Genomic DNA, 23,923 nt, shown 5'->3' on the forward strand with positions numbered 1-23,923 from the left:
CCGGTCAGATGAACTGACGGCCGCCGTCCACCACCATGGTCTGGCCGGTGTAGTAGGAGCTGTCCGGCCCGGCGAGGAACAGGGCGGCGCCCACGATGTCCTCGGGCTGGCTGGCCCGCTTGATAGCGCCGCGGTCCACGCCGTAGTTCTCGGCGTTTTCCATGAGCCCGTAGCTGGCCTCCGTGAGCGTGAAACCCGGGGCGATCGCGTTCACCGTGACCCCACGCCGTCCCAGCTCCTTGGCCATGACCCGGGTGAGGGCCACCACCCCGCCCTTGGAGGCGACGTAGTGCGCCCATTGCTCGGAGCCGCTGAAGATCGTGGCGCTGGAGAGGTTGATGACGCGGCCACCCTCGGCCAGGTAGGGGCTCGCGGCGCGGGTCACCAGCCAGGGTCCCTTGAGGTTGACGTTCATCACCAAGTCCCACTCGGCCGGATCGATGTCCTCGAAGCGGCTGCGGGTCACCCCCGCGTAGACCGCCGCGTTGTTGAGGACGACGTCGATGCGCCCGTTTCCAAACTCGGCGCAGCTTGCGGCGAGCTGCTCCGTGGAGCCCAGGTCGGTCACGTCGGCGGCGAAGGCAGCGGCGCGGGCGCCGGCTTCCCGGACCAGCTTGGCGGTCTGCTCGGCACCTTCGAGGTTGATGTCGGCCACCGCCACCCGGTAGCCGCGGCCGGCGAAGCCGAGCGCGAACGCCCTTCCCAGCCCGCCGGCGGCTCCCGTGATGAGGACAGTCCTCGCATTCATGCCTTGCGCGGAATATTCTGCTGGCGGCATGTCCCGGTCAGACATGGCTGTGGCTGTGGGCACCGGGTCCGGCAGCCACCAGCTCGTCCTCGGCGTCCAGGATCTGGACCGTGCCCTTGGTGCCGTCCACACGGAGCCGTTGGCCGGTCTTGATGGTGGTGGACCCGGAGCCCGTGCCGGTGACGGCCGGCAGGCCGTATTCGCGGCAGACGATAGCAGCGTGGCTCATCATGCCGCCGATGTCAGTGACCGTGGCGCTGATCTTGCCGAAGATGGGACCCCAGGACGGCGCCGTCACCGTGGCCACCAGGATCTCGCCCTGCTGCACCTCTGAGAGCTGGTCGGCGTCGGTGACCACGCGGGCCAGGCCTTCCACCACGCCGGGCGAGGCAGCCATGCCGCGCAGTCCGCCGCCTTCCACTTCTTCACCGGCTCCCAGCCACTGCTGGACCTGTTCAGTGGTGATGCCCCACAGCATCCGGGTGAAGGGTTCGGTGATGGACGCCGGCGGGGTGTTCAGGGCCGGCGCGGGGCGGGCGGTCTTGAGGGCGTCCACGATGCCGCGGCGGCGTTCGATCTCCTCGGGCCAGTAGTCGGGGCCGATGGGCTTGGCGCCCACGCCCCAGCCGGTGACCAGGTCGAAGAGGGCGTCGCGGACCTCGTTGCGGCCCAGGTAGAGCAGGTCGTCCGGCTGGGTCCAGAAGCCCTCGGCATGCATCATGCGGGAGAGTTCGCGGATCTTGCGCCAGAAGACGCCCATTGTCCAGTGCTCGATGTAGAAGTTGTGGTTCTCCACGTAGGGGTAGGCGGTGGCGGCGAGCCCGCGCTTGGCGTCGAAGACTGCCTGGTTGTCGCCTTCGAGGAGGTCCCGGTATTCCTCGATGATGCGGTCGCGTTCGGCGATGAGGGCCTCGACGGGGCGCATGATCTCCTGGCCTTCGTCCACGCGGCGGATGTAGTCGGCGATGTAGCCCAGCGGGATTTCCTGGTTCACGTTCCAGTACTTGTCGTGGCCGTAGAAGCCGTTGCCCACGGTGAAGTTGAACCAGGGGTCCTTGGCACCTTCGTACTGGGCCAACCAGCGGTCCCCGCCCGGAGCGGCGGCGATGGCACCCAAAGTAGCCTCGACGTCGTCCGTGTTTCCAAAGTGGGGCTGGAGGCCCAGTTCGACGGCGAGCTTGGCGAGGTGCTTGAGCTCGTCATCCGGGCGGAACAGTTCCATGTCCACGCCCTGGACCATGCTGGCGATCGACTGGTCGGGGATATTCGGGAAGACCTGTTTGCAGAAGTTGAAGAAGTCCAGGTAGGCGATGTAGCCCAGGTTGAGGAACTCGAAGTGGTACTGCCAGTTCTGGTAGGCCAGCTGGATGAGCCGGTCGTAGCTTTCCAGGAGCTTCTCGGAGCCGTCCTTGCCCTTGCCGGAGGTGATGTCCTCGAGCGGGACCATGTCCGGCAGCCTGGGGAAGGAGATGGTTTCCATCTCGGCGATGGTGCCCTTGACCTTGACGTGCCAGTCCTTGAGTAGCTGCTCCCAGTTCTGGAAGTAGTGGCCGACGCGCTGCTCGAACAGCGGCACGCGGGCGGCGATCTGGTCCTCCGGGACGGGAATGGGGGACATGTAGAGGTAGCCCAGGTGGATGCGGAACTCGATGCCGTTGGCGTTGGGGATCATGAGGTGCCGGGCGTTGTACTGGCCCAGGCACTTGACCGCGAATTCGCCGCCGATGGTCTCGAAGGGCTTGAACACGGTGGGCCAGTGCTGGCTGTCGCAGAACCAGAACTTGGCGTCCTCCTGCTCCTTGAGCTTGTCCTGGAACACCAGGTAGTAGGGGTAGATCTTTTCCCAGCCTTCGGCCCCGGCGGGAACCGGCAGTTCGGAGGGCTTGGGGAACGACTTCATGGACATGGCGGTCCTTTCAGGAGGGCTCGGCGGTGAGCCTTGGTGGGGATGAAGCCTCGGATGGGGGTCAGGCAGTCGGTTTGAGCGCGGGGGTGCTCAGTCCGGAGAAGTAGCCGCCCGTGATGACGGGCTGGGGCGCGGTCACCGGTGCGGGCTTGGAGGAGTGGACCGTCTCCGGCCGGGACTGCAGGAGGAGCAGGTTTTCGCCGTCGGGGAGGTCCGCGTCGAGGGCCCACTCAATGTCCTGCGGGCACTTGTAGTGTTTCTCGGCCCGCTTGGCCATCTGGGCGACGGCGGTGAGCTCTGCGTCGGTGAGGCTGCGGCGGGCACGGCGTTCGTCGTCGACCTCGCGTTCCACCAGGCCCTTGGCGCCGGCGTCCGGGACCAGCTCGGCGTGCTTGTCGCCCAGGTGTTCGCTGACGACGGCGAGGGTCACCTTGTCCAGCACGATGTTGTCCGGAGTGACCTGGCCGGAGACCACCATCTCGCCCACGCCGTAGGAGGAATCGATGGTGATCTTGGACCGGTCGCCGTTGGTGGGATCCATGGTGATGGCCACCCCCGAAACCTTGGAGTTGACCATCTTCTGCACCACCACGGCCATGGACAGTCCCTCGTTGGGGATGCTGTTCTTGAGCCGGTAGATGATGGCGCGGGACGTGTAGAGCGAAGCCCAGCACTGGCGGATGTGGTCGGTGACCGCTTTGACGCCGTCCAGCCAGAGGTAGGTGTCCTGCTGGCCGGCGAAGGACGCGTCCGGCAGGTCCTCGGCGGTGGCGCTGGAGCGCACTGCCACGGGGACGGGGGCGTCGAAGCGTCCCATCAGGGATTCGTAGGCGGCGATGGTCATGCTGCGCAGTTCTTCAGGCACGGGGCGGGAGCAGATGTCCTCGCGGATGGCGGCGGACACCTGGTCCACCTGCCGGGTGTCCTCCGGGTCCAGGCCGGCCAGCAGTTCGTGGATCTTCGCGGTGATGCCGGCTTCGCCCATGAAGGCATCGAACTGCGCGGTGGTTACGACGAAGCCGGGCGGAACGGGCATGCCGGCGGAGGTCATGGTGACCAGGGACGCGCCCTTGCCACCGAGGTTTTCAAGCTTCGGCTCGATGCCGCCGTCGAAGAACTGGACATGATCGTTGCTTTGCATGGTGCTTAGGCCTTCCAGGTGACAGGAACGGTCTCGGGAACACGGAAGGACAGGTTTTCGCGGAAGGCGATGTCCTCCGGGGCGTCGAGCTTTAGCCGGGGAGCGAGCCGGGCCACTTCCTCGAGCGCGATTTTTGCCTGCAGCTTGGCGAGCATGTTGCCCAGGCAGTAGTGGATGCCGAACCCGAAAGAGAGGTGCTCGCGGGCGTTAGGCCGGGTGATGTCGAAGTCCTCGCCGTCGGTGAACTTGGTTTCGTCGCGGTTGGCCGAGCCCATCAGGAGCAGCAGCTGCGAGCCCTTTTCGATGGGCACTCCGCCCACCTCGGTGTCCTTAAGGGCTTTCCGGCGCCATCCGACAATGGAGCCGGCGTACCGGAGGACCTCGTCGATGGCCGCGGGGATCTTCTTGGGATCCGCCACCAGCTGCTGCCACTGCTCAGGACGGGCCAGGAGCTCGCGCAGGGCGTTGGAGATGAGGGTGGTGGTGGTCTCGTGGCCGGCGAAGAGCAGGCTGTAGAGGACCGAGGCGATCTCGTGGTCCGAGATCTCGGCACCGTCCTGCTGGGCCTTGACCAGGTCCGCGGTGAGGTTGTCGCCGCCCTGTTCGTGGGCCACCCGGACCAGGCGCAGGCATTCCTGCCAGTACTCCACCAGGTTGTGGGCGTGCGGGATCTGCTCCTCATCGGTCAGGTCGCCCCAGGTCATGGCGGCGCGGGAGTCGGACCAGCGCTTGAACGTGTCCACCTGGGAAACGTCCGCCCCGATCAGGGTGAGGATGGTGATGGTGGGAACGTCGTAGGCCAGGTCCTTGACCAGGTCCCCGCGGCGCTCTTCGCGGGAGAGCATCTTTTCGAGCAGGTCCACCACATTCTGCCGGATGAACGGTTCCAGCGCCTTGTAGCGGCGGGGCGTGAAGGCCTTCTGCACCACGGCGCGGATGCGGGTGTGCTCCGGCGGGCGGCGGGCGGACAGGCCGGAGTATGCGGTGAAGCCGCCGTCCTCCATGATCTTTTTCGCGGCGGCTCCCCGCTCCCGGACCGGGGCCTGGGCGTTTTCGCTGGAGAACGTTTCCCAGTCCTCGAAGACGGCTTTGATGTCGTCGTAGCGGGAGACGACGTACAGGCCGGTACGCTCATCGAACATCACGGGCTGCTCGGCCCGGAGCTCTGCGTAGGCGGTGAAGGGATCCTTCATCTGGAAGGGTTCGTAGCCGTGGTGCCCGGCGGGGGCTTCGGCGCCGTACCCGAAAGGACAGCGGCCAGCCGTTTCTGTCGACGATGACATGTTGACTCCTGGTGACTTGACTCCGCCCGGCGCCTCAGGGCGGCGGGGGTTTCTTAGTCACCAGTGTGGTCCACATCACCGGGCCGGGACAGCGCCGGCTTCCACTGGACGGAATCGAAAGTCAGAAGCGCGGTCCTTTGTGCACGCCAATCAGGGTCTCCAGGGGGATCCGCGCGGTGGCCTTTTCGATTTGGGCTGAGATGCCCTTGAGGACGGGAAGATACCTGGTCATGGTGGACGCCTGGGCCGTGGGCAGCACCAGGCCGATGGCGGCGCCGATCCGGCCGGTGTGGAACACCGGGACCGCAATGGAGCACGAGCCCAGCCGCACTTCCTCGAGGGTGGTGGCATAGCCCTGCGCGTGGATGGCAGCCAACTCGGCGGTGAACTTTTGCGGGTCGATGTGGGTGTGGGCGGTGGCGCGTTCCAGGTCCCGGTGGAGGTAGGCGTCGCGCACCCAGTCTTCCTCGAACGCCAGGATGACCTTCCCGACGGCGGTGGCGTGCATGGGCAGGCGGCCGCCCACCCGGGACGCGCGGGGCACGCGCTTGGATCCGTAGACCCTGTCGATGTACAGGACTTCATTGCCGGCCCGGATGGCCAGGTGTGCCGTCTCGCCGGTCAGCGAGAACAAGTCCTGGATGTAGGGGTGGGCGGCATCGCGCAGCTGGCGGCCGGTGTTCTGCGCCAGCTCCCACAGCCGGATGCCCAGCTGGTAGCGGCCGTTGGGTTCCCGGGACAGGAATCCCCAGTCGGTCAGTTCGTTCACCAGGCGGTGGGCAGTGCTGAGGGGGAGCCCGGACTTGTCCGCGATATCGGTCAGGCTCAGGGCGCCGCGGGAGGTCTCGAAGGCTTCAAGGATGGACAGCACTTTGGAGGTCACGGTGCGTCCGGGGTCGCGGCTGCCGCCGGCCATTGGGGGCCTCCTCGCTCCTGGCGCTGGGCCAAGGTGCCGGCAGCGTCCGGAAAGAGTCTAAGCGTGGGAACGGCTCCGGGCGGCGCCGATTTTCAGGTCAGGCAAGCAGGCGTTGCCGCTGCGGCCAGAGGGTGACCGATTCCAGTGCCGACAATGCCCGGGCCATGGCCTGCGCCTCCGCGGTGAACAGGTGGCCGTGCACGCGCTGGGAGCAGAGCCGCAGGGCCTGTCCGCGGTCCAGGCCGAACCAGTCCATGACTGTGTCGATGCCGTGGGGGCTGAGGCGCCACGTCTTATCCGCGTCCTTGACGATGGCGTCCTCGATGGTGACGGCCTCCCGCCGGGAATCGTGGCCATCGATGATGTCAAGGATGGCGGGGATGCTGCCGCGGTCGTAACGGCACTCCGCGAGGATGTCCGCGGCCAGGCGCGCCCCCTCCTTTTCGTGCAGCAGCACGAGGTCCGGCCTGCCGCCGCCCGGCGCAATGGCGGCCAGGACGTCGCCGGGCGGGACCCGTGACCAGCCGATGTCGTGCAGCAGGATGGCGGGAAGCACCACGGCTGCATCCGCTTCCGGGTGGGCGTCCAGCAGTGCGCGGGCCAGGCCGAAGGCGTACAGCGTGTGGGCGTCGTTGTCCCGGACCTTCAGGTATGGCGCGGCGAGTTCCCAGATCCCTGCGAGCACCGGGTCCAGCGCAATGACCCCTGCCGGGTCCGGTTCGATTCCGGAGGCAACAGCGGCGGCGTCGAGGCCTGAGTGGTTTGCGGCGGGCTGCAGCTTCGTCATCCACACAGCCTGCCCGGCAACCGGCCCGCGGGCAACGGGCGGCTTCTGCCCAGTGGAACCGGGTGGTGGGGCGGGCGACGGCGTCACGCACGGCACGCTTTCGGCCCGCGTTGGGCGGGGAAGCCCCGGAAACCCGGGCTGCCGCCGTCGTGCGCTGCCTGAAAAGGTGCCCTGCGTGACGCGGGAACGCGCTAGTCCAGCTGCACCCCGCGGAGCAGCAGGAGCGTCCCGCCCACCACGACGGCTGACGCGAGGAATACGCCACCCGCGCCCAGTCCGGCGGCAACAACGCCGATGGCGCTGGGCAGGACCACCTGTCCCACCCGGTTGCCGGCGAGCCGCAGGGCCAGTGCCCGCCCGCGCTGCCCGGCCGGCGCCTGCGCCGAAAGCCAGGACATGGTCAGCGGCTGGCCGATGCCCAGGCCCAGCCCCAGCACGGCCATCACCACAAAGAGCAGCCACGCCGGCATGGGAATGGCTGCGGCTGCCAGCGCCGCGGTGGATAAGGCCAGGCTCACCACCAACAGCCGCATCCGGCCAATCCTCCGGGACACCCGGCCCAGCAGGAGCCGCGACACCATGGAGAAGACGGCGCGGACGGTCAGCATGGCGCCCACGGTTGCCGCGGTAAGTCCACGGTCGGCGCCGAGGGCTGGCAGGTAGACCATGGTCAGGTCCACCACGGCCAGGACGGTGGCGCTGGTGGCGAGGGCCCGGGCCACGCCGGGTGACTTCAGCAGCGATACCGCACTGCCCGTACCAGCGGAACCGGCCTTCCGTTTCCCGGCGCTGACATGGGCCGGGACAACGAAGGTGGTGGCGAACAGCACCACGCCCATGATGACCGCCAGCATGAAGATGGCCTGTGTGTCGGGCCGGATGGAGGCGCCGCCCACCAAGGCAATCGCCAACGGCCCCAGGGCCTGCCCCAGGGATGCCGCGAACGTCAGGTATCCGAACGCGGAGTCCATGCGGGACGAGGCGGCGTTGTTGGCTACCACCGCCTGCTGCCCCACAACGCACGCCATCTGCCCGGCGCCCAGCAGTGCGGTTCCGATGACCAGGGCCACGATCGATGAGCCCCACAGCAGCAGGAAGACGGAGCAGGAAAGGACGACGGCGGACCCGATCGCCATGAGCCGGCGCTCACCCAGGCGGTCCACCAGGCCGCCCGTAGGCACGGCGAGCAGCAGCGGAAAGACGGCGTAGCTGGCGGCCAGCAGGCCCAGGGCGAAGCCGGGAACGTCCAGTTCCAGGGCACGGTACGTGGCTGCCGGGCGGACCAGGAACGTGACGGCCTGGATCAGCGCGGAATGGACCAGCAGGGCCGTGGACGTGCGCCGCCCGAGTTCGCCGATCATGCGCCTGCGGTGGTGGCGCCGGAGATGGCCCGCACCGCGGCGTCCCGGGCGCCCATCACGTGCTCGAACGCGATGTGGGCGGCCTTTTCCGGATCGCCGCCGGACACTGCATCCACCAGGGTCCGGTGCTGGGCCAGGGCCTGGTCCCGGCGCTCCTGCGTGCTGTTGGTGAAATGCCGGTACCGCTCCATGTGGCTGGAGATCTGGCCGTGGAAGCGGCGGGCCCAGGAGTTTCCGGCGATCGCGGCAATCTTGGCGTGCAGTGCCATGCCCTGCTGCATGGCGTCGTCAGCGAACGTCACCATGGCGGCGTTGCGTTCAAGGATTCCGTGCAGGGCTTCGATGTCAGCGGGCGTCGCTTTCAGGCAGGCGTTGCGGGCCATCAGGGATTCCATGGCCGCGCGGACCTCATAGAGTTCCGAAATTGCGGCTTCGTCCAGGGCCGGCACCAGCACCCCGCCGGTGGGCTGCTGCTCCAGCAGGTCCTCGCTGATGAGGCGCCGGATGGCCTCGCGCAGCGGCGTGCGGCTCACCTGCAGCGCGGACGCCATCGCCGGTTCGTAGATCCGCTCCCCCGGCTTCAGCTCAAGGCTCAGGATGCGGCGTTTCAGCTCGCCGTAGACAAAATGGGCCCCGGTGTTCCGGGCGGGTGAATCTGGCATCGTTTGTACCTCCGTCCCACATCATACTTGTATACATCTATACAGGGTGGGCCTCGGGTGGATCCCGCCCAGCCCGGGGACCACACTCGGGGCACACGAAGAAGGGGCAGCAGCTGCTGCCCCTTCTTCGGTTGTCTTACCTGCGGAACTAAGCGCGGCCTGCGGCTCGCCCGGCCTTTTGCGTCTCGAGGTCCTCGAGCGACGTGCCCTTCGTATCGGAGGACATCAGCGTGGCCACGGCGGAGACCAGGCAGATGCCGAGCGTGGTCAGCCCGATGGTCAGCGGGATATTCGCCGAGCCAGGAGGCGCGATCGCGGTGAAGATGCTCGGGAAGAACGAAGCAATCATGAGTCCGATGTTCTGCGAGACGGCGAAGCCGGTCACGCGGATCCGCATGGGGAACTGCTCCTGGAAGAAGGTGGCGAAGGTGGCGTTCCACATCTGGAAGAAGATGCCCTGGACGATGACCACACAGACGAAGACCAGCGGCAGGCTCCCCTGCTCGATCGCCCACAGGTATCCGGTCACCAGAAGGCCGCCAACCACGCCGCCGGCCGCCATGAGCATCCGCCGCCCGATCCTGTCCGACAGCGCACCGAACAGCGGGATGGTGGCCACGGCCGCGATGTTGGCCACCAGGGTCACCCACAGGAACTCGCTGCTGGAGAAGCCGTTGCCGTAGCCCTTCTGCGTGGCGAAGGAGACGCCGAAAATCAGGGTGGCCATGCCGATGACGTTGGTGAAGGTCATGAGGATGCAGCGGACGAGTGCCCCCGGGCGGGTACGCAGGAGCTCGGCGAGCGGAAAGCGGCGCTTGGTCCCTGCGGTATCCGGCTGGGCGGCGTAGGCGGGGGGCTCGGTAACCCGGCGGCGGATGAGGTATCCGGCAAAAATGACGACGGCGCTGAGCAGGAACGGGATGCGCCATCCCCAGGCGCCGAACTGGTCAGCCGGGAGGAGGGCGGCGAGCGGCAGCAGGACCCCGGTGGCCAGGATTGACCCCACCTGCGTGCCCTGGAGGCTGAAGCTGGCAAAGAAGCCGCGCCGGGCATCGGGAGAGTGTTCGACGATCATCGCACTGGCGCCGCCGAGTTCGCCTGCGACCGCGAAGCCCTGGATGAGGCGGAGGATCACCAGCAGGGCGGGGGCAAGGAGGCCCACCTGCCCGTAGGTTGGCAGGAGCCCGACGGCGAAGGTCGCGAAACCCATGAGCAGCATGGCGAAGACGAGCACCTTCTTGCGTCCGTGCCGGTCACCGTACGCCCCAAGGACGACGGCGCCTACCGGGCGGGAGACATAGCCCACCGCGTAGGTTGCCAGGGAGGCGATGATCCCTACGGTGGGGTTCTCGGCGGGAAAGAAGATGGTGGGGAAGATCAGCGTGGCAGCCAGCGAGTACAGCGCGAAGTCGTAGTACTCGAGGGCACTTCCGATCCAGCCGCTCATGGCCGCCTTCCGCGGATCACGGGAACTGGTTCCGAGTTGCTGGTTCGCCTGGACGACGCGGGTTGGGGTGGTGCTCATGTGCTTGTCCTTCGTCTTCATTGGCAAGGAACCGGATCCGCTGGATTCCGTAGATGTTCAGGAGTGTGCCTGCGCCGAAAATGGTCTTACCTGGCCAGCGGCTGTAGCTCTTGAATCGATTCATCCAATATAGAAGGTGACGTTTGTTACGTCAATGGGCAAGCGCTATCCGGCGCAGGACAGCAGCGTCTGGGCGGTGCCTGCTACCGGCTCGCGAAGTACGCCGCAGCCATGTCCTGCTTGGCGCGGCCCTGTTCTGCCACCCGGTCCAGCCTGGCGGCGAACGCTTCGGCGCCGTCGAGCTTCACGCCCTGCTCAGCGGCGGCATCGACGATCAGGTGTGCGTCCTTGCAGGCGGTGTCCACGGCGAAGGAAGCCGGTTCAAGGCCGCCGTCCATGATGAGGCCCATCTTGGTCCGCAGGTAGGGAAGGTCCAGGCCGCCGCCGTCGATCACGCTGAGGAACTGCTGCGGATCGACGCCGAGCGCCTCAGCCAGGGCAACCACCTCGCCGGCGGCGTTGGAGGCGGCAATGACCCAGCTGTTCACCACGAGTTTCAGCCGGGTGGCGGACCCTTGGGCGGGGTCCTGCCCCGTCCAGATGGTTCGGGCGCCGATGGCATCCAGGACCGGCGCCACCCGCCGGCGCACAGGCTCAGGCCCGGCGGCCAGCACCAGGAGCTGGCCGGCTTCAGCGGGGGCGCGGGTGCCGGACACGGGCGCCTCCACCAGGTCCAGGCCGAGTTCCGCGGCCAGTTTGGCCAAAGATGGCGCGTCCTGCACACCCACGGTGGTGGACTGGACCCAGGCCGTGCCGGGCCGGAAGCCAGGGGTGGCGGCCCGGACGACGTCTTCCACCGCGGCCGCGTCGTAGAGCATGGTCAGGACCACGTCGGCCGCCTCAACTGCCTCGGCCGGATTGGCGGCGCGCCTGGCGCCTTCAGCGCCCAGGGGTTCGGTTTTGGCCGCATCCCGGTTCCACACCGAGACGTCATGGCCGGCCCGCAGGAGGTTCCGGGCCATGGCCGCTCCCATGGTTCCCGTTCCGAGCACTGCGACTTTGAGCTTGGTATCCATTGAGTCATTCTCCCGGCTGCGTTGAGGTCTGGCGTCTACCTACTCAACGTCTCCAGGATTCCCCGATTTATTCAAGCCATGGCATCCCGGCACGCACGCTCCACCGGAATGTCGGCGCCCCGACCTAGACTCGTACCCATGAGCGACAGCAACCAGGAAACCATCGGCAGCCCGGAACCGGAACCGAACGCAGGCCTCAACAGGGACCCGGAAGACTGGGTGACCGGCGATGAACCCATGACGGCGGCCCAGCGCAGCTACCTCGATACCCTCGCACGCGAGGCGGGCGAGGAGCTTCCCGCAGACCTGAGCAAGGCGGAGGCGTCCAAGCACATCGACCGGCTGCAGCAGCGCAGCAACCGCGTGGGCGGCGACGGGGACAGCAGCGCCGGCAGTTAGGCGGTAAAGGGGCGACGCCGGCGGTGACGGCGGCGCCAAAGGCACCGCCGTCAGGGGCACGCTACGTTCGGGGGGCCCGGCCAGGCCAGGCGCGTGCTAAAGGGCCCTACCAGGCCTGGTGTTCGCGGGTAAGGCCGAAGGGGACGGTGTCGCTGAGGTCCACCGTGAACTTGTCGGCGCCATGCCGGGTCACCAGGATGCCGTGGCGGCGGCCCATGAGTGCGTGGGCCTTGGCCGCTGCGACGGCGGCGTCGAGCTCGGTGTCCATGCTGTGGCGGTCGGAGACGGTGAGGGTCAGGGGGAAGTTCATGGATATTGCCTGTGTCTTTCAGGGGGCGGGTGGGCATGCGCCGCCCAGCGCTCCCCCTGGCTGCTTAGGCGGTTGGCACTTTCGTACCTCGACCCATGGTGCCCGAGCAAAAATGTGCCAGCAACTTTAGATAAATGACGCAGGTCAGCGCCTTGGACACCACCATTTGTCCTGACAATTACTGGCCGCAGGGCGCCGTCAATTAGAGTTGAAAGGGAGTGGGAGCCGGTTTTCGGGGCTTCCATCTGCCTGTTAAACCCGCCCCGCGGCCCACCCGAGCCATTATTGCGCCACCGCCGGCTGTGCAACGACCTGACAAGGATTCCGCCATTTCCACCGACGCTCTCTTCGGCAATCTGACCAGGATCCGCAACGTCATCCTCCCCGCCCCCGTAAGGAGCGGACTAAACTCCGGGCGCGGGCTGCTGGGCGGATTCATTGTGGTCCACTTGGTCTTCCTGGTCTTCGCGGCTTCGCTCTCCCTGCGCGGCGAGGCGTTCAGCGACACCTTCATCTACCGCGACTGGGCCATGGCAGGCTTCAACGACGCGAACCTCCGGGGCGGCCCCAGCCCTTGGGTCTACCCCATCCTGGCGTTGATCCCCATGGCCATTGCGGGGCTCGCAGGCCCGGGTCCGTTCTTCTTCCTCTGGGTCCTCATGACAACGCTCCTCAACGGCTGGGCGCTGCTGAAACTCACCGGACGCGGCCGCATCGCGGACGCCATCCCTGCCGGCTGGTGGTGGCTCGCCTTTACCTTCCTCATGGGCTGGCTGGGATTCGCCCGCGTTGACGGCCTCACCGCCCCGCTGGTCCTCGTGGCCCTGGCGTACGGCGTCCAGCGTCCGTTTATCGCCTCGGTCCTGCTGGCCATCGGCACCTGGGTGAAGGTCTGGCCGGCGGCCATCATGCTGGCCCTCTTCGCCGTCGTCAAGAACCGCCTGCTGGTGGTGCTTGCAGGAATCGCGACGACGGCGGGCGTCGTTGCGCTGGCGGCAGCCCTTGGCAGCGTCCCCAAGCTCCTGAACTTCCTCACCCAGCAGGGCGACCGCGGCATGCAGCTCGAGGCTACCTTCACCACACCGTGGCTCTGGCTTTCCGTCCTGAACGTGGGCGGCTCCCGCATGTACATGAACACGGACATCAACTCCATGCAGGTGGACGGCCCGGGCACCGCCACCATGTCCGTGCTGATGCAGCCGCTCCTGGTCCTGGCCGCCCTGCTGGTGGCTGGCCTGGCATTCTGGGCCCTGCACAACGGCAAGCAGCACAGGGTGGCCGGAGGCGTGGACCGGACCGAGCTGCTCCTGGCCGGCGCCCTCGCCCTGGCCGCCGCTTTCGTGGTGTTCAACAAGGTAGGGTCGCCCCAGTTCATGGTGTGGCTCGGACCGGCGGTTGCCGTCGGCCTGGCGCACAGCTGGCGCGAATGGCGCGTCCCGGCACTGATGCTGATCGCCATCGCCGTCGCCACCTACTTCATCTACCCCCTCTTCTACGACGCCCTCAGCCACAACAACCCGTGGATGGCGCTGGTGCTGACCATCCGCAACGTCCTGCTGGTGGTCCTGTTCCTGTGGAGCGTCCGGCGCCTGTACTCGCTGGGCAAGAAGACCGCCGCACCCGCCCCCGCGCTCAAGGAGACCTGAGATTTCCACGAGGTTCTTTGACCGTTTGGTGACGGTCCGCAGCAAAGTCCTGCCGGCCAAGGTGGTGGACTGGTTCGCCCGCCCGTCCAGCGTGTGGTGGGGCTTCGCCGTCGTCCATTTGTACTTCCTGGGCTGGATGGCGTCCTTCTTCCTGAACGGCGACACCTTCAGCGACACCGAGCAGTACCGGCAGTGGGCCACGGCCGGGTACAACCCGCAGGACCTGACCGGGAAGATCAGCCCGTGGGTCTACCCGGTGCTGGCGCAGATCCCCATCTTCCTCGCCAACATCGCGGGACCAAGCCTCTACCTGCTGGTCTGGTTCCTGATCATCACAGCGCTCAACACCGTCGGCCTGCTCTACCTGACCCGTGGTCCACGGAAGGTGACGGGCGTGGCCCCGGCCTGGTGGTGGCTGTTCTTCACCGTCTTCATGGGCTACCTGAGCTTCGCCAGGGTGGAAGGCATCACCGCCCCGATCGTGCTGATCGCGCTGCTCTACGCGGCGGAACGGCCGGTGGTGGCAGGCACCCTGCTCAGCATTGCCACCTGGATCAAGGTGTGGCCTGCAGCGGTACTGGTGCCCATTGTCATCGCCAGCCACAAACGCATCCCGGTGGTGCTCGCCGGCGCCACCGTGACCGCCGCCGTTGGCCTGGGGACCTGGCTGACCGGCGGCCTGCCGCACATCATGGACTTCCTGTTGAACCAGGGCGAGCGCGGCATGCAGCTCGAGGCCACGTTCTCCACGCCCTGGGTCTGGCTGAGCGTGTTCCACATCGCCGGGTCCAAGATGGCGGACAACACGGCCATCAACTCCACCGAGGTCTACGGCCCGGGCGCCAGTACCGCGGCGTTCCTGATGCAGCCGCTGCTGGTCCTCGCCGCCGTCACCGCGGCCATCCTCTTGGTGCGGGCCATGCGGCGCGGCGCCGAGCGGGAGGAACTGTTCCTCGAGGGCTCGCTCATGATGGTCACCGCGTTCATCGTCTTCAACAAGGTGGGTTCGCCGCAGTTCATCATCTGGCTGGCTCCGGTGATCATCGCCGGCCTGACGCACGACTGGGAGCGCTGGAAGGTCCCGGCGGCCCTGCTGATGGGCATCGCGATGACGACGTTCGTGATCTACCCGCTGTTCTACACGCCGCTGATCCACGCCCATCCGGTCATGGCGGCCATCCTCACCACCCGCAACCTGCTCCTGGTGGTTCTGCTGTGGTGGTCGGTGAAGCGCACGGCCGAGCTGGGCCGGAAGACGTCCACGCGGTTGACTGCGCAAGCCTAGCTGCTTGGGGCGCCGGCGCGTCCGGTTAGCGGCGTTCGGACCGGTCGACGGCGGCGGGCGCCTCGGGTGCCGCAGCGCGGCGTGCCGCCCGCCGTTCCACGGTCCACTGCCAGGCGCGGCGCGCCAGGTCCAGCGGCTTGCCCTCGATGAGGAGTTTCCGGGTGTGTACGTCCAGCACCAGCAGGTAGAACGTGAACGCGAGGGCGGTGAAAAAGGCCAGGGAGGACGCGTCGATGGGCAGTTCAACGAAGGACCAGACCGAGAGCTGGTCCTGGGCGCCAAACACCACGAAGAACGTCACGCCCACGTAGAGCGAGCGGATCTGCCAGTCGTCCCGGATGCCGGTGACCGCCAGGAAGGGCAGGAACCACAGGATGTACCAGGGCTGGATGATGGGTGAAAGCATCACGACGGCGGTGAACGCCAGGGCCATCCGGCGCACCGCACGGGAGTAGTCGCCGCGGAACATCAGCAGCAGGACCAAGGCGATGGCGCCCCACTTCATGGCCGTCCGCAGCCAGGTGGCCAGCGTTCCCCCGGGCAGGCCCAGGGCGTTGGCGAGCATCTCCACCTGCTGGCCCAGGAAGCCCGACGGCGAGTACCCCGTGTAGCCGGGGGTGGGGTCCATGATGGCCCAGGTCCAGCCGATGCCCAGGTTGTACGGGATGCCGCTGAGGGCCAGCACGCCAAAGCTGATGCCTGCCGTCGCTCCCCACATGAGGAACTTGCGCGGCCAGGAGGCCGAGGGGCCCGCCCACATGACGCCGATGAACGGCAGCAGCAGTACCGTGATGGGCTTGATGCCGATGGAGGCGGTGACCAGGAGGATGCCCAGCACGTAGCGGCGGGTGGCGGCCAGGTAGACACCGGCGACGGCGAGTCCCACCATGAGTGCGTCGTTGTGGGCGCTGGCGATAAAGCTGATGAGGAACAGCGGGTTGGCCACGGAGATCCACAGGGCCCTGGCCCCGTTGATGCCGTGCAGTTCGGCCAGTTTGGGCACGTAGATAACGCATAGCAGGACGCCGACGCCGGCCAGGAGCCTGAAGAGCAGGACTGACGCGTCCGGCTGGGCACCCGTCAGTCCCACCACGGCACGTGCCAGCCACAGGAAGTACGGTCCGTAGGGGGTCCTGTTCTCGGCCCAGGCGGGGTCGGCGCCCAGCGAAAACCAGTTGTTGAGCGTGGAAATGCCCACCTCATAGGGGTTCTGGCCCTCCTGCACCAGGCGGCCCTGGCCCGTGTATGCGTAGACGTCGCGGGAAAAGACCGGGACGCAAAACAGCAGCGGCAGGGACCAGGCGGAGACGGCCACCACCACGGACCGGAGCGAGGACTTGCCCCAGTCCCCCAGCCGCTGGCCCAGCCTCAGCCAGGAGCGCATCAGGAGCATGGCGCCCGCCGTCAGCAGCACCGTGGATACCGCCACACCCCAGCCTTCGGTGCGGAGCGCAATCACCACCGGCTGCCGGATCATGGGTGAGCCGTTGGCAATCCAGCCCGTGCCGATGGAGCCGACAAACATCATGAGGGCGCCGACGAAACCTTCGATAGTGGCGAGGTAGGCCCGGCCCCTGGCGGGCGCGGAGGCGTCGACCGGCTTGCCCGGCCGGCTTTCCGACGTCTCGAGGTGTGACCCGCCTGCCGTCATGATTGTGTGGTCCCCTACTTTGTTACGGCATTGGTTGCACCGGCCTATGGGCCACCCTGCAACCCGGTCATTTTATCAGCCGTGCTTACTGCCGCCCCTGGGCCATGTCCGGGCGGCAAGGCACAGTTTGGCAACGGCACCATGTTTCCCTACTGTGCGCGCAGCAGTGCCAGGAACTCGTCGGCCATTCCGAGTTGTTCCTCCAGCTTGGCACGGCGCTTCGCTGCCTCTTCAATGAAACCGTTCAACTCGGACCGGATGGCCGTAACATCCTGGCCGGGTCCAGCCGCCTCCAGTGCGTCGATAACCTTCAGGAGGCCGGACATGGCTTCGAGCGTGAACCCCAGCGGCTTCATCCTGCGGATCAGCAGCAGGCGCGTGAAGTCGCGTTCGGTGTAAAGGCGGAATCCCCCTTCGGTGCGGCCGGACGGCTTGAGCAGGCCCACCTCGTCGTAGTGGCGGATGGTCCGCAGCGACATCTGTGAACGGTCAGCGAGTTCGCCGATATGCATCGTCGCCACTACTTCTTCAGCGGTCATCTCTTTCACCATCACGTCACCAATCCGGCTCAACCCTCACGTTAGGGTAGTGTTGCATAGGCAGCCGGCAGTCCCCGGCGCCTTTCTCTCCACCCCAATTGTCTTCCATGACAGGGCTGGGCCCGCGCGCACTGTGGCGCGCAAAACGATTCCCACCCGCTCTTCCACGAGAGCCAAGTCCCAGGAGCCGCTCCTTGGCCGTCGCCGATAGCACCCGCCCCACCCGGCAACAGAACAATGTTATGGCCGCCCTGCGCTCTCCGCGGCAGCTGACCCGCGAAGTCCTCGCCGGCATGGTCACCACGCTCGCCCTGGTCCCGGAGGTCATTTCGTTCTCGATCGTGGCCGGGGTGGATCCGATGGTCAGCCTTGTCGCCTCCATCGTGCTTGCCCTGGCGATGTCCATCCTGGGCGGCCGCCCAGGCGTGGTCACTGCCGCCGCCGGCTCCGTGGCCCTGGTCATTGCCCCGCTGGTCCACGAGCACGGCGTCCAGTACGTCCTGCCCGCGGTGCTGCTTGCCGGCGTGATCCAGGTGGTCTTTGGCCTGGCCGGACTTGCACGCCTGATGCGGTTCATCCCGCGGTCGGTGATGATCGGGTTCGTCAACGCCCTCGGTGTGCTGATCTTCATGGCGCAGGTGCCCCATGTCCTCAATGTTCCCTGGCTCGCCTACGTCCTGTTCGCCGTGACGCTGGCCATCATCTTCATCCTTCCGCGCTTCACCAAGGTGGTCCCGTCGCCGCTGGTGGCCATCGTCGTCGTCACGGCGATCGCCATCATTGCGGGCCTCGCTGTTCCGAACGTCGCCGACGAGGGTCCCCTCACGGGCCAGATGCCCGGGTTCACCCCCTTCCAGGTGCCCCTTGACGTCGAGACCTTCAAACTGGTCCTGCCCACGGCGCTGAGCGTGGCGTTCGTCGGCCTCATGGAAACCCTCCTCACGGCGAAACTGGTCGATGACATCACCGAGACCCCCTCGCACAAAGGCCGCGAGTCCTGGGGCCTGGGCGTCTCGAACATCCTCGCCGGGTTCTACGGGGGCATCGCGGGCTGCGCCATGATCGGCCAGACCGTCCTCAACGTGAAGACGGGCCAGGCGCGCACCCGCATCTCGACAGTCGTTGCCGGGGTGTTCCTGCTGGCCCTGGTGACCGGGCTCAGCCCAATCATGGGACAGATCCCCATGGTGGCTCTTGCCGCGGTGATGATGGTCGTGGCCGTCACCACGGTGGACTGGCACAGCGTCAGGCCGTCCACCCTGAAAAGGATGCCCCTGCCGGAGACGATCGTCATGGGCGTCACGGTCGCCGTCGTGGTCTTCACCGGCAACCTGGCCTACGGCGTCCTGGTGGGCGTCATCCTTGCGATGGTGCTGTTCGCCCGCCGGGTGGCGCACGTCATCACCGTCGAGCGGACCCTGGCGGACGACGGCGGGAGCGTGCGTTACGAGGTGGTGGGGCCGCTGTTCTTCGGCAGCAGCAACGACCTGGTGGAGCATTTCGCGTACGCCGACGACCCCGCCTCGGTGACCATCGACCTCAGCCGGGCCCAAATCTGGGACGCGTCGACGGTGGCCGCCCTGGACTCAATCGAGACCAAGTACGGGCACCACGGCGCCACGGTGGCCATTGAAGGCCTCGATGAGCGCAGCACCGGCTTCCACCGCCGCCTTACCGGGCATCTGGGCGCCTGAGCGGCGCCCTTCGCAATGAGGCGGGGCCGCAACACGGCCCCGCCTCATGGCATAAGTACTCTCTGCTTAAGAACTAGGAGAAGCGCCCCGGCCGGAACGTTGCCAGCATGGGGTGCTTCCGGCCGGTCAGGATTTCGCCGGCAAGAAGTTCACCGGCGATGAGGCCCAGGGTGGCACCGGAGTGCGTGAAGGCAACGAAGCAGCCTGGCACCTGGCCCAGTTCACCCAGGACGGGTTCGCCGTCGCCGGGGATCGGCTTGTAGCCGATCTTCCAGGAGGCCGGCTTGAGTTCCGGGTTGCCGGCAACCAGCCTGGACGCTTCATCAGCCAGTTCCTGCACCACTTCTTCCGGAATGGTGAAGGAGCCGTCCGCGTGCTCGGTGATGTGTTCCTCGTACCAGTCGTGGTCCAGGGCGAAAGTGCCGCCGGGGTTGGGCCGGAGCGCGGCGCGGGGGGTGTTCATCACGGCGGTGACGTCGTGCGGAACCTGCTTGGTCACCACCAGCATGGACACGGGCGAACCGTTGGGGATGCGAATGCCCATGGGTTCGACGACGGCGGGTGTTGCTGCGCCGCAGGCCACCAGGACCGCGTCGGCCGGGTAGGTTCCGCCCGACGCCGTCTCCACGCCGGTGGTGCGGCCGCCCTCCAGCATGACGGAGGCCTTGCCGGCGTTGAGGACAAGTTCCCCGCCGCGGGAGTGGAACTCCTCCATCAGGAAGTCGATCAGGTCCGGCAGGCTCACCCATCCTTCGCCGGGGTTGAAGATGGCATTGTCGGGCACGGCGGCCGAGTCGATCCCGGGGGTGACGGAGGCGATTTCCTCCGGGGCGACGAGCTTGGAGTCGTAGCCGATGGACTTCTCGTAGGCGTGCCGGGCCTCTGTAGCCTCACTCTGTCCCGCGGCGTTCCACATGAGGCCGCCGCCGAACTGGAGCCACTCACGGCTGGGGTCGGAAGCGAAGAGGGTGCGGTAGCGGTCAACGCCTGCGACCCGGAGCTGGTGGTACGGAGTGGACCGTTCACCGGCGGAGTTCAGCCAGGACAGCGACCGGCCACTGGCTTCGCTGGCCAGGCCGCGCTCGGTCAGCAGAATCACCGAGGCGCCTTCGCGGAGCAGGTGCACGGCGGTGGAGACGCCCAGGATGCCGCCGCCGATGATGGCAACGCGCTTGGTGGCTGGAGCAGAGGACATTGGTGTCCCTTTCTGTGGAATTCGTGGTTGTGGCGGACGCTAACGGAGCGTCAAAGGAAAAGCGCCGGGGCCCGGGACGTTCAGGCCAGGGCGTGGATGCCCTCGATAACCTTGAGTACTTCAAGCGGATCGGCGGGATCGACGGGCAGCGGCCCCTCCCCGCGGAGGGCGGCGGCGAGCTGCACGTAGAACTGCGGGTAGGCGCCGCGTTCGGCAGGAACGGGGGACGTTGCGCCGTCGACTCCCAGGAGCCCCCAAGACTCCTGGGGGTCACGTCCGTAGCCCGGATCCGACGGCGGCATCCCCGCCGCCAGGGCAGGTTCCTGGCCGTCAAGACCCCACTTGGTGTACCCGGCCTCGGAGCCGAGGACGTGGAAGCGGGCGCCCGCCTGGGCGGCCATGCCGTTCATCCACAGCCGGGAGCGGACTCCGGAGGCGTGCAGCAGTGACACGAACGCTTCGGTGTCGGCAGCGTCCGGGTGCGGCCCGCGGTTGGCCGTCTCGCCGTAGCTCCGTTCCACCGGGCCGAACAACTGTATGGCCTGGTCGATCAGGTGGGCTCCCAGGTCGTGCAGGATGCCGCCGCCCTCGGAGAGGGACACGGTGTCCCGCCAGTTCCCAAACCCTTCCGGCCGCCACCACTCGAACCGTGACTCGAAGCTGGTCACCTGCCCCAGCGCTCCGGAAGCCAGGACTTTCCGGAGGGTCAGGAAGTCCGCATCCCACCGGCGGTTCTGGAACACCGTGAGCCGCACCCCGCCGTCGTCCGCCCTGCTGAGCAGTTCCTCACCCAAGGCGGACGTCGGCACGAACGGCTTGTCCACCACCACGTGCAGGCCATGGGCGATGGCCGTCGCGGCCAGTCCGAAGTGGGTGTGGGGCGGGGTGCCCAGGATGACCAGGTCCAGGTCCGCGGACAGGGCGAAAAGCTCTTCCGGAGTTCCAACGATCCGTGCCCGTGGGTAGAGGCGTGCCGCCTCGGCCGCGCGCCCGGGCTGGGCCGTTACGATCACGTCAAGCGAGAAATCCGGGTTGGCCGCGATCAGCGGCGCGTGGAAGACCTTTCCGGAGATCCCAAAGCCGACGACGGCGGTCCGGACGGGCGCAGTGGCAACCGTACCCATCAGAGCACCTCGGAGAGGAACCGTTGGAGGCGTTCGCTGCGGGGGTTGTCGAAGAGTTGGGTGGGGGTTCCTGCTTCGACGACTTCGCCTTCGTCCATGAAGACCACCTGGTCGGCGACTTTGCGGGCGAAGCCCATTTCGTGGGTGACCACCAGCATGGTCATGCCGCGGCGGCCCAGGCCCGCCATGAGGTTCAGGACGCCCTTGACCAGCTCGGGGTCCAGGGCGCTGGTTGCTTCGTCGAAAAGCATGACTTCGGGTTCCATGGCCAGGGCGCGGGCGATGGCCACGCGCTGCTGCTGGCCCCCGGAAAGGTCGCGGGGGCGGTGGTCAGCGCGTTCGGCAAGGCCTACTTCGGCCAGGCGTTGGCGGGCTGTGGCCATGGCCTGGGCTTTGGGCATACCCTTGACGCTCCAGAGTGCCAGGGCCACGTTTTCTTCCGCGGTGTGGTCCGGGAAGAGGTTGAAGTGCTGGAACACCATGCCGATGCGGGTGCGCAGGGTGTCCGGGTTGGTGCCCAGGGTGCTGTCGCCGGCGAGCAGCACGTCCCCGCTTTTGGGTTCGTGGAGGCGGTTGATACCCCGCAGGAGGGTGGATTTGCCGGAGCCGGAGGGACCGATGATGCAGGTGGTGGTTCCTGGGGCAACCGTCAGGCTGACGTTGCGCAGGACGTCGATGTCGCCGTAGGCCATGGTGACGTTGCGAAGTTCCAGGCTGGAGCCGTGGAACGTCCTGGCCTCCATGGGCCCTGCTGTGGCGGTGTTTTTGGTGGGGGTGTTCATGTGTTGCTCCCGGTGGTGAGCGGCGAGGCCGCGTCGAGTTCCTTGACTTCCTTCAGCCCGCTGGTGGGCGGGGCGGCGCGGCGGCGTCCGGTGCGGAACTTGTTGTCGAAGTGGTTTACCAGGTGGGTCAGCGGGACGGTGATTACCAGGTAGAACAGGCCCGCCGCGACCAGGGGTGAGAGGTTGCCGGAGAGCACGGCGGCGTCCTGGCCCACGCGGAAGAGTTCGCGTTCGGTGACCAGCAGGCCCAGGAAGTACACCAGGGATGAATCCTTGACGATCGCAATGAACTGGTTCACCAGGGCCGGAAGCACCCGGCGTACACCCTGGGGCACCACCACCAGGGCCATGGACTTGGCGTAACTCATGCCCAAGGCGCGGCAGGCCTCGCCTTGGCCCTTGTCCACGCTGAGGATGCCGGCGCGGAAGATCTCCCCGATGTAGGCGCTGGCGATCAGGCTCAGCGCGATGATGCCCAGCGGGTACGGGGACGGCCCGAAGATCGACTGGCTGAGCCGGGCGAAGCCCTGGCCGATCAGCAGGATGGTCAGGATGGCCGGCAGGCCCCGGAAAAGGTCCGTGTAGATCCGGGCCGGAACCCGCAGCCATTTCGAGGGTGAGATGCCCATGACGGCCACCACCATCCCCAGCACCGTGCCAAGGACGGTTGCGGCGATGGAGATGATCAGCGTGTTCAGCAGGCCGACCGCCAACAGTTGGGGCAGGACCTCGGCCATAGCGCCGAAGTCGAAGAAAGTACGGATGATGGTGTTGAACCAGTCCATGGTTGCTCTCAGACGTAGATTGGGTGGAGGTGCCGGGGCGGGCCGCGGCCAGCGGGGCCCGCCCCGGCCGTGAAGCTGGAGGGCTGGTGCGCGCGGGCTACTTGCTCGGTGCCGGTGAGGCGGAGGCGGCCTGTTCGGCCTTCGGCAGGTACTGCTTAGGCATCGGGGAACCCGGGAACCACTTCTGGTAGAGCTTCTTCCAGGTGCCGTCCTCCATGGCGGCAGCCAGGCCCTTGTTCAAGGCTTCCTTGAAGGCGGTCTTGCCCTTGGCGACGGCGAACCCAGCCGGAGCGTCGAAGGACGGGATGTCCGCGGCGCTGACCAGGCCGTGCTGGTCCTCGTAGGCCTTCGCTGCCTCGTAATCCAGGAAGTGGGCGTCCACGCTGCCGCTGTTCACGGCCGCGATGGCGGTGTTGTTATCCGGGAAGCGGACCAGGCTTGCCGAGGTGAAGTTCTTGACGGCGTACGCTTCCTGCAGGGTTCCCTGGACCACGCCCAGGCGCTTGCCGGCCAGGCCCTCAGCGCTTGAGATGCCCGACGTCTTGGTGGTGATCACCGTCAGGTAACCGGCCAGGTAGCCGTCCGAGAAGTCCACGGTTTCCTTCCGCTTGTCCGTGATGCCGATCGCGGCCACACCGGCGTCGAACTGCCCGTTGGCCACTGCGGCAAGGAGGCCGGAGAAGTCCTGGCCGGTGAAGACGACGTTGTCCACACCGGCCCGGTGGGCCACATCCTTGAACAGTTCGACGTCGAAGCCGGTGAAATTACCCGACGCGTCGGCGAAGGTGTACGGCTTGGAGTCCCCCAGGCTGGCCACGCGGATGGTGCCCGGCTGGATCAGTCCGTAGGGGTTGTTCTCTGTGGTGGAAGCGGCGGAGGTGGAGCTGCAGCCGGAGAGCGCCAGGACCGCAGCCAGTGCTGCGGCGGCGATTCCGGCCGGGCGGAGGTTCTTTTTCTTCACAGCGTTGTCCAATCGTTGGGAGGGAGGCGGTGCTGTCAGGGCCGCCGAAGAAAGTCGCCGATGCTCTTGTTGAGTCCGGTCTCACACCCTAGGATTGAGACCGGACTCACATCGATGGATAGAAATGTAGCGGAAGTCACAGGGGGC

General features: G+C 67.1%; 22 protein-coding genes. 4 read left to right on the top strand and 18 right to left on the bottom strand.

What is annotated here, in order from left to right:
• Positions 1-4 precede the first annotated feature (4 nt).
• The 10 genes from ACR65J_RS19375 to ACR65J_RS19420 form a co-directional block, all read right to left on the bottom strand.
• Positions 5-748, bottom strand: coding sequence for an SDR family NAD(P)-dependent oxidoreductase (locus tag ACR65J_RS19375; protein ID WP_440172115.1), 744 nt, complete (start codon positions 746-748; stop codon positions 5-7).
• Positions 749-785: 37 nt separating this feature from the next.
• The gene (locus tag ACR65J_RS19380; protein WP_440172117.1) at positions 786-2,654 is read right to left on the bottom strand and encodes a PEP-utilizing enzyme; all 1,869 of its coding nucleotides are present in this window, start codon (positions 2,652-2,654) and stop codon (positions 786-788) included.
• 61 nt (positions 2,655-2,715) lie between these two features.
• On the bottom strand, positions 2,716-3,795 hold the full coding sequence (locus tag ACR65J_RS19385; RefSeq protein ID WP_440172119.1) for a PEP/pyruvate-binding domain-containing protein: 1,080 nt from the start codon (positions 3,793-3,795) through the stop codon (positions 2,716-2,718).
• Between the two features lie 5 nt (positions 3,796-3,800).
• A complete protein-coding gene (locus ACR65J_RS19390; RefSeq protein ID WP_440172121.1) occupies positions 3,801-5,078 on the bottom strand; it encodes a cytochrome P450 in 1,278 nt (425 codons plus the stop codon).
• A 121-nt stretch (positions 5,079-5,199) separates the two neighbouring features.
• Positions 5,200-5,994, bottom strand: coding sequence for an IclR family transcriptional regulator (locus ACR65J_RS19395; protein WP_440172123.1), 795 nt, complete (start codon positions 5,992-5,994; stop codon positions 5,200-5,202).
• Between the two features lie 97 nt (positions 5,995-6,091).
• Positions 6,092-6,781 (bottom strand): HD domain-containing protein, encoded by a 690-nt coding sequence (locus ACR65J_RS19400; protein ID WP_440172125.1) that lies wholly within the window; start codon positions 6,779-6,781, stop codon positions 6,092-6,094.
• Between the two features lie 191 nt (positions 6,782-6,972).
• The gene (locus ACR65J_RS19405) at positions 6,973-8,142 is read right to left on the bottom strand and encodes an MFS transporter (protein WP_440172127.1); all 1,170 of its coding nucleotides are present in this window, start codon (positions 8,140-8,142) and stop codon (positions 6,973-6,975) included.
• Complete coding sequence (locus ACR65J_RS19410; protein ID WP_440172129.1) at positions 8,139-8,804, bottom strand: GntR family transcriptional regulator; 666 nt, start codon at positions 8,802-8,804, stop codon at positions 8,139-8,141. Before ACR65J_RS19410 ends, ACR65J_RS19405 begins: the two co-directional genes overlap by 4 nt.
• Before the next feature lie 148 nt (positions 8,805-8,952).
• On the bottom strand, positions 8,953-10,329 hold the full coding sequence (locus ACR65J_RS19415; RefSeq protein ID WP_440172131.1) for an MFS transporter: 1,377 nt from the start codon (positions 10,327-10,329) through the stop codon (positions 8,953-8,955).
• Between the two features lie 203 nt (positions 10,330-10,532).
• Complete coding sequence (locus tag ACR65J_RS19420; protein WP_440172134.1) at positions 10,533-11,405, bottom strand: NAD(P)-dependent oxidoreductase; 873 nt, start codon at positions 11,403-11,405, stop codon at positions 10,533-10,535.
• A 138-nt stretch (positions 11,406-11,543) separates the two neighbouring features.
• Between ACR65J_RS19420 and ACR65J_RS19425 the strand changes: the two genes are divergently transcribed.
• Positions 11,544-11,804 (top strand): DUF3072 domain-containing protein, encoded by a 261-nt coding sequence (locus ACR65J_RS19425; RefSeq protein WP_440172136.1) that lies wholly within the window; start codon positions 11,544-11,546, stop codon positions 11,802-11,804.
• Between the two features lie 106 nt (positions 11,805-11,910).
• Here the strand turns inward: ACR65J_RS19425 and ACR65J_RS19430 are convergent, their stop codons facing one another.
• Positions 11,911-12,114 (bottom strand): hypothetical protein, encoded by a 204-nt coding sequence (locus ACR65J_RS19430; RefSeq protein ID WP_440172138.1) that lies wholly within the window; start codon positions 12,112-12,114, stop codon positions 11,911-11,913.
• Between the two features lie 356 nt (positions 12,115-12,470).
• On the opposite strand from ACR65J_RS19430, the gene ACR65J_RS19435 reads away from it, so the two are divergent.
• Together ACR65J_RS19435 and ACR65J_RS19440 are read left to right on the top strand one after the other, a co-directional pair.
• Complete coding sequence (locus ACR65J_RS19435; RefSeq protein ID WP_440172214.1) at positions 12,471-13,760, top strand: glycosyltransferase 87 family protein; 1,290 nt, start codon at positions 12,471-12,473, stop codon at positions 13,758-13,760.
• Between the two features lie 28 nt (positions 13,761-13,788).
• Positions 13,789-15,045 carry a glycosyltransferase family protein gene (locus ACR65J_RS19440; RefSeq protein WP_440172140.1) on the top strand — a complete coding sequence of 419 codons (1,257 nt, stop codon included), beginning with the start codon at positions 13,789-13,791 and terminating at the stop codon, positions 15,043-15,045.
• Between the two features lie 25 nt (positions 15,046-15,070).
• Here the strand turns inward: ACR65J_RS19440 and mptB are convergent, their stop codons facing one another.
• Together mptB and ACR65J_RS19450 are read right to left on the bottom strand one after the other, a co-directional pair.
• Complete coding sequence (gene mptB, locus ACR65J_RS19445; protein ID WP_440172143.1) at positions 15,071-16,696, bottom strand: polyprenol phosphomannose-dependent alpha 1,6 mannosyltransferase MptB; 1,626 nt, start codon at positions 16,694-16,696, stop codon at positions 15,071-15,073.
• Between the two features lie 149 nt (positions 16,697-16,845).
• Complete coding sequence (locus ACR65J_RS19450) at positions 16,846-17,247, bottom strand: helix-turn-helix domain-containing protein (RefSeq protein WP_440172145.1); 402 nt, start codon at positions 17,245-17,247, stop codon at positions 16,846-16,848.
• 230 nt (positions 17,248-17,477) lie between these two features.
• Here ACR65J_RS19450 and ACR65J_RS19455 point away from each other — a divergent pair, with 230 nt between their 5' ends.
• Positions 17,478-18,929, top strand: coding sequence for a SulP family inorganic anion transporter (locus ACR65J_RS19455; protein WP_440172216.1), 1,452 nt, complete (start codon positions 17,478-17,480; stop codon positions 18,927-18,929).
• Between the two features lie 73 nt (positions 18,930-19,002).
• Here the strand turns inward: ACR65J_RS19455 and ACR65J_RS19460 are convergent, their stop codons facing one another.
• From ACR65J_RS19460 to ACR65J_RS19480, 5 genes are all read right to left on the bottom strand, one after another.
• Entirely contained in the window at positions 19,003-20,124 is a 1,122-nt protein-coding gene (locus ACR65J_RS19460) for an NAD(P)/FAD-dependent oxidoreductase (RefSeq protein ID WP_440172147.1), read from the bottom strand.
• An 80-nt stretch (positions 20,125-20,204) separates the two neighbouring features.
• The gene (locus ACR65J_RS19465) at positions 20,205-21,248 is read right to left on the bottom strand and encodes a Gfo/Idh/MocA family protein (protein ID WP_440172149.1); all 1,044 of its coding nucleotides are present in this window, start codon (positions 21,246-21,248) and stop codon (positions 20,205-20,207) included.
• Complete coding sequence (locus tag ACR65J_RS19470; RefSeq protein WP_440172151.1) at positions 21,248-22,030, bottom strand: amino acid ABC transporter ATP-binding protein; 783 nt, start codon at positions 22,028-22,030, stop codon at positions 21,248-21,250. The genes ACR65J_RS19465 and ACR65J_RS19470 overlap by 1 nt, the downstream gene beginning before the upstream one ends.
• Positions 22,027-22,815, bottom strand: coding sequence for an amino acid ABC transporter permease (locus ACR65J_RS19475; protein WP_159634867.1), 789 nt, complete (start codon positions 22,813-22,815; stop codon positions 22,027-22,029). The genes ACR65J_RS19470 and ACR65J_RS19475 overlap by 4 nt, the downstream gene beginning before the upstream one ends.
• A 97-nt stretch (positions 22,816-22,912) precedes the next feature.
• Positions 22,913-23,776 (bottom strand): ABC transporter substrate-binding protein, encoded by an 864-nt coding sequence (locus ACR65J_RS19480; RefSeq protein ID WP_440172153.1) that lies wholly within the window; start codon positions 23,774-23,776, stop codon positions 22,913-22,915.
• Between the last annotated feature and the right edge of the window lie 147 nt (positions 23,777-23,923).

Source organism: Arthrobacter sp. SAFR-044, from assembly GCF_059414985.1.

What these genes read in the sequence shown, in the direction of transcription:
- ACR65J_RS19405 (WP_440172127.1), bottom strand. Translation starts at nt 8,142, where the DNA reads ATGATCGGCGAACTCGGGCGGCGCACGTCCACGGCCCTGCTGGTCCAT.
- ACR65J_RS19465 (WP_440172149.1), bottom strand. Translation starts at nt 21,248, where the DNA reads ATGGGTACGGTTGCCACTGCGCCCGTCCGGACCGCCGTCGTCGGCTTT.
- ACR65J_RS19415 (WP_440172131.1), bottom strand. Translation starts at nt 10,329, where the DNA reads ATGAGCACCACCCCAACCCGCGTCGTCCAGGCGAACCAGCAACTCGGA.
- ACR65J_RS19425 (WP_440172136.1), top strand. Translation starts at nt 11,544, where the DNA reads ATGAGCGACAGCAACCAGGAAACCATCGGCAGCCCGGAACCGGAACCG.
- ACR65J_RS19375 (WP_440172115.1), bottom strand. Translation starts at nt 748, where the DNA reads ATGAATGCGAGGACTGTCCTCATCACGGGAGCCGCCGGCGGGCTGGGA.
- ACR65J_RS19420 (WP_440172134.1), bottom strand. Translation starts at nt 11,405, where the DNA reads ATGGATACCAAGCTCAAAGTCGCAGTGCTCGGAACGGGAACCATGGGA.
- ACR65J_RS19475 (WP_159634867.1), bottom strand. Translation starts at nt 22,815, where the DNA reads ATGGACTGGTTCAACACCATCATCCGTACTTTCTTCGACTTCGGCGCT.
- ACR65J_RS19380 (WP_440172117.1), bottom strand. Translation starts at nt 2,654, where the DNA reads ATGTCCATGAAGTCGTTCCCCAAGCCCTCCGAACTGCCGGTTCCCGCC.
- ACR65J_RS19460 (WP_440172147.1), bottom strand. Translation starts at nt 20,124, where the DNA reads ATGTCCTCTGCTCCAGCCACCAAGCGCGTTGCCATCATCGGCGGCGGC.
- ACR65J_RS19390 (WP_440172121.1), bottom strand. Translation starts at nt 5,078, where the DNA reads ATGTCATCGTCGACAGAAACGGCTGGCCGCTGTCCTTTCGGGTACGGC.
- ACR65J_RS19470 (WP_440172151.1), bottom strand. Translation starts at nt 22,030, where the DNA reads ATGAACACCCCCACCAAAAACACCGCCACAGCAGGGCCCATGGAGGCC.
- ACR65J_RS19410 (WP_440172129.1), bottom strand. Translation starts at nt 8,804, where the DNA reads ATGCCAGATTCACCCGCCCGGAACACCGGGGCCCATTTTGTCTACGGC.
- ACR65J_RS19455 (WP_440172216.1), top strand. Translation starts at nt 17,478, where the DNA reads ATGGCCGCCCTGCGCTCTCCGCGGCAGCTGACCCGCGAAGTCCTCGCC.
- mptB (WP_440172143.1), bottom strand. Translation starts at nt 16,696, where the DNA reads ATGACGGCAGGCGGGTCACACCTCGAGACGTCGGAAAGCCGGCCGGGC.
- ACR65J_RS19395 (WP_440172123.1), bottom strand. Translation starts at nt 5,994, where the DNA reads ATGGCCGGCGGCAGCCGCGACCCCGGACGCACCGTGACCTCCAAAGTG.
- ACR65J_RS19400 (WP_440172125.1), bottom strand. Translation starts at nt 6,781, where the DNA reads ATGACGAAGCTGCAGCCCGCCGCAAACCACTCAGGCCTCGACGCCGCC.
- ACR65J_RS19430 (WP_440172138.1), bottom strand. Translation starts at nt 12,114, where the DNA reads ATGAACTTCCCCCTGACCCTCACCGTCTCCGACCGCCACAGCATGGAC.
- ACR65J_RS19450 (WP_440172145.1), bottom strand. Translation starts at nt 17,247, where the DNA reads ATGGTGAAAGAGATGACCGCTGAAGAAGTAGTGGCGACGATGCATATC.
- ACR65J_RS19385 (WP_440172119.1), bottom strand. Translation starts at nt 3,795, where the DNA reads ATGCAAAGCAACGATCATGTCCAGTTCTTCGACGGCGGCATCGAGCCG.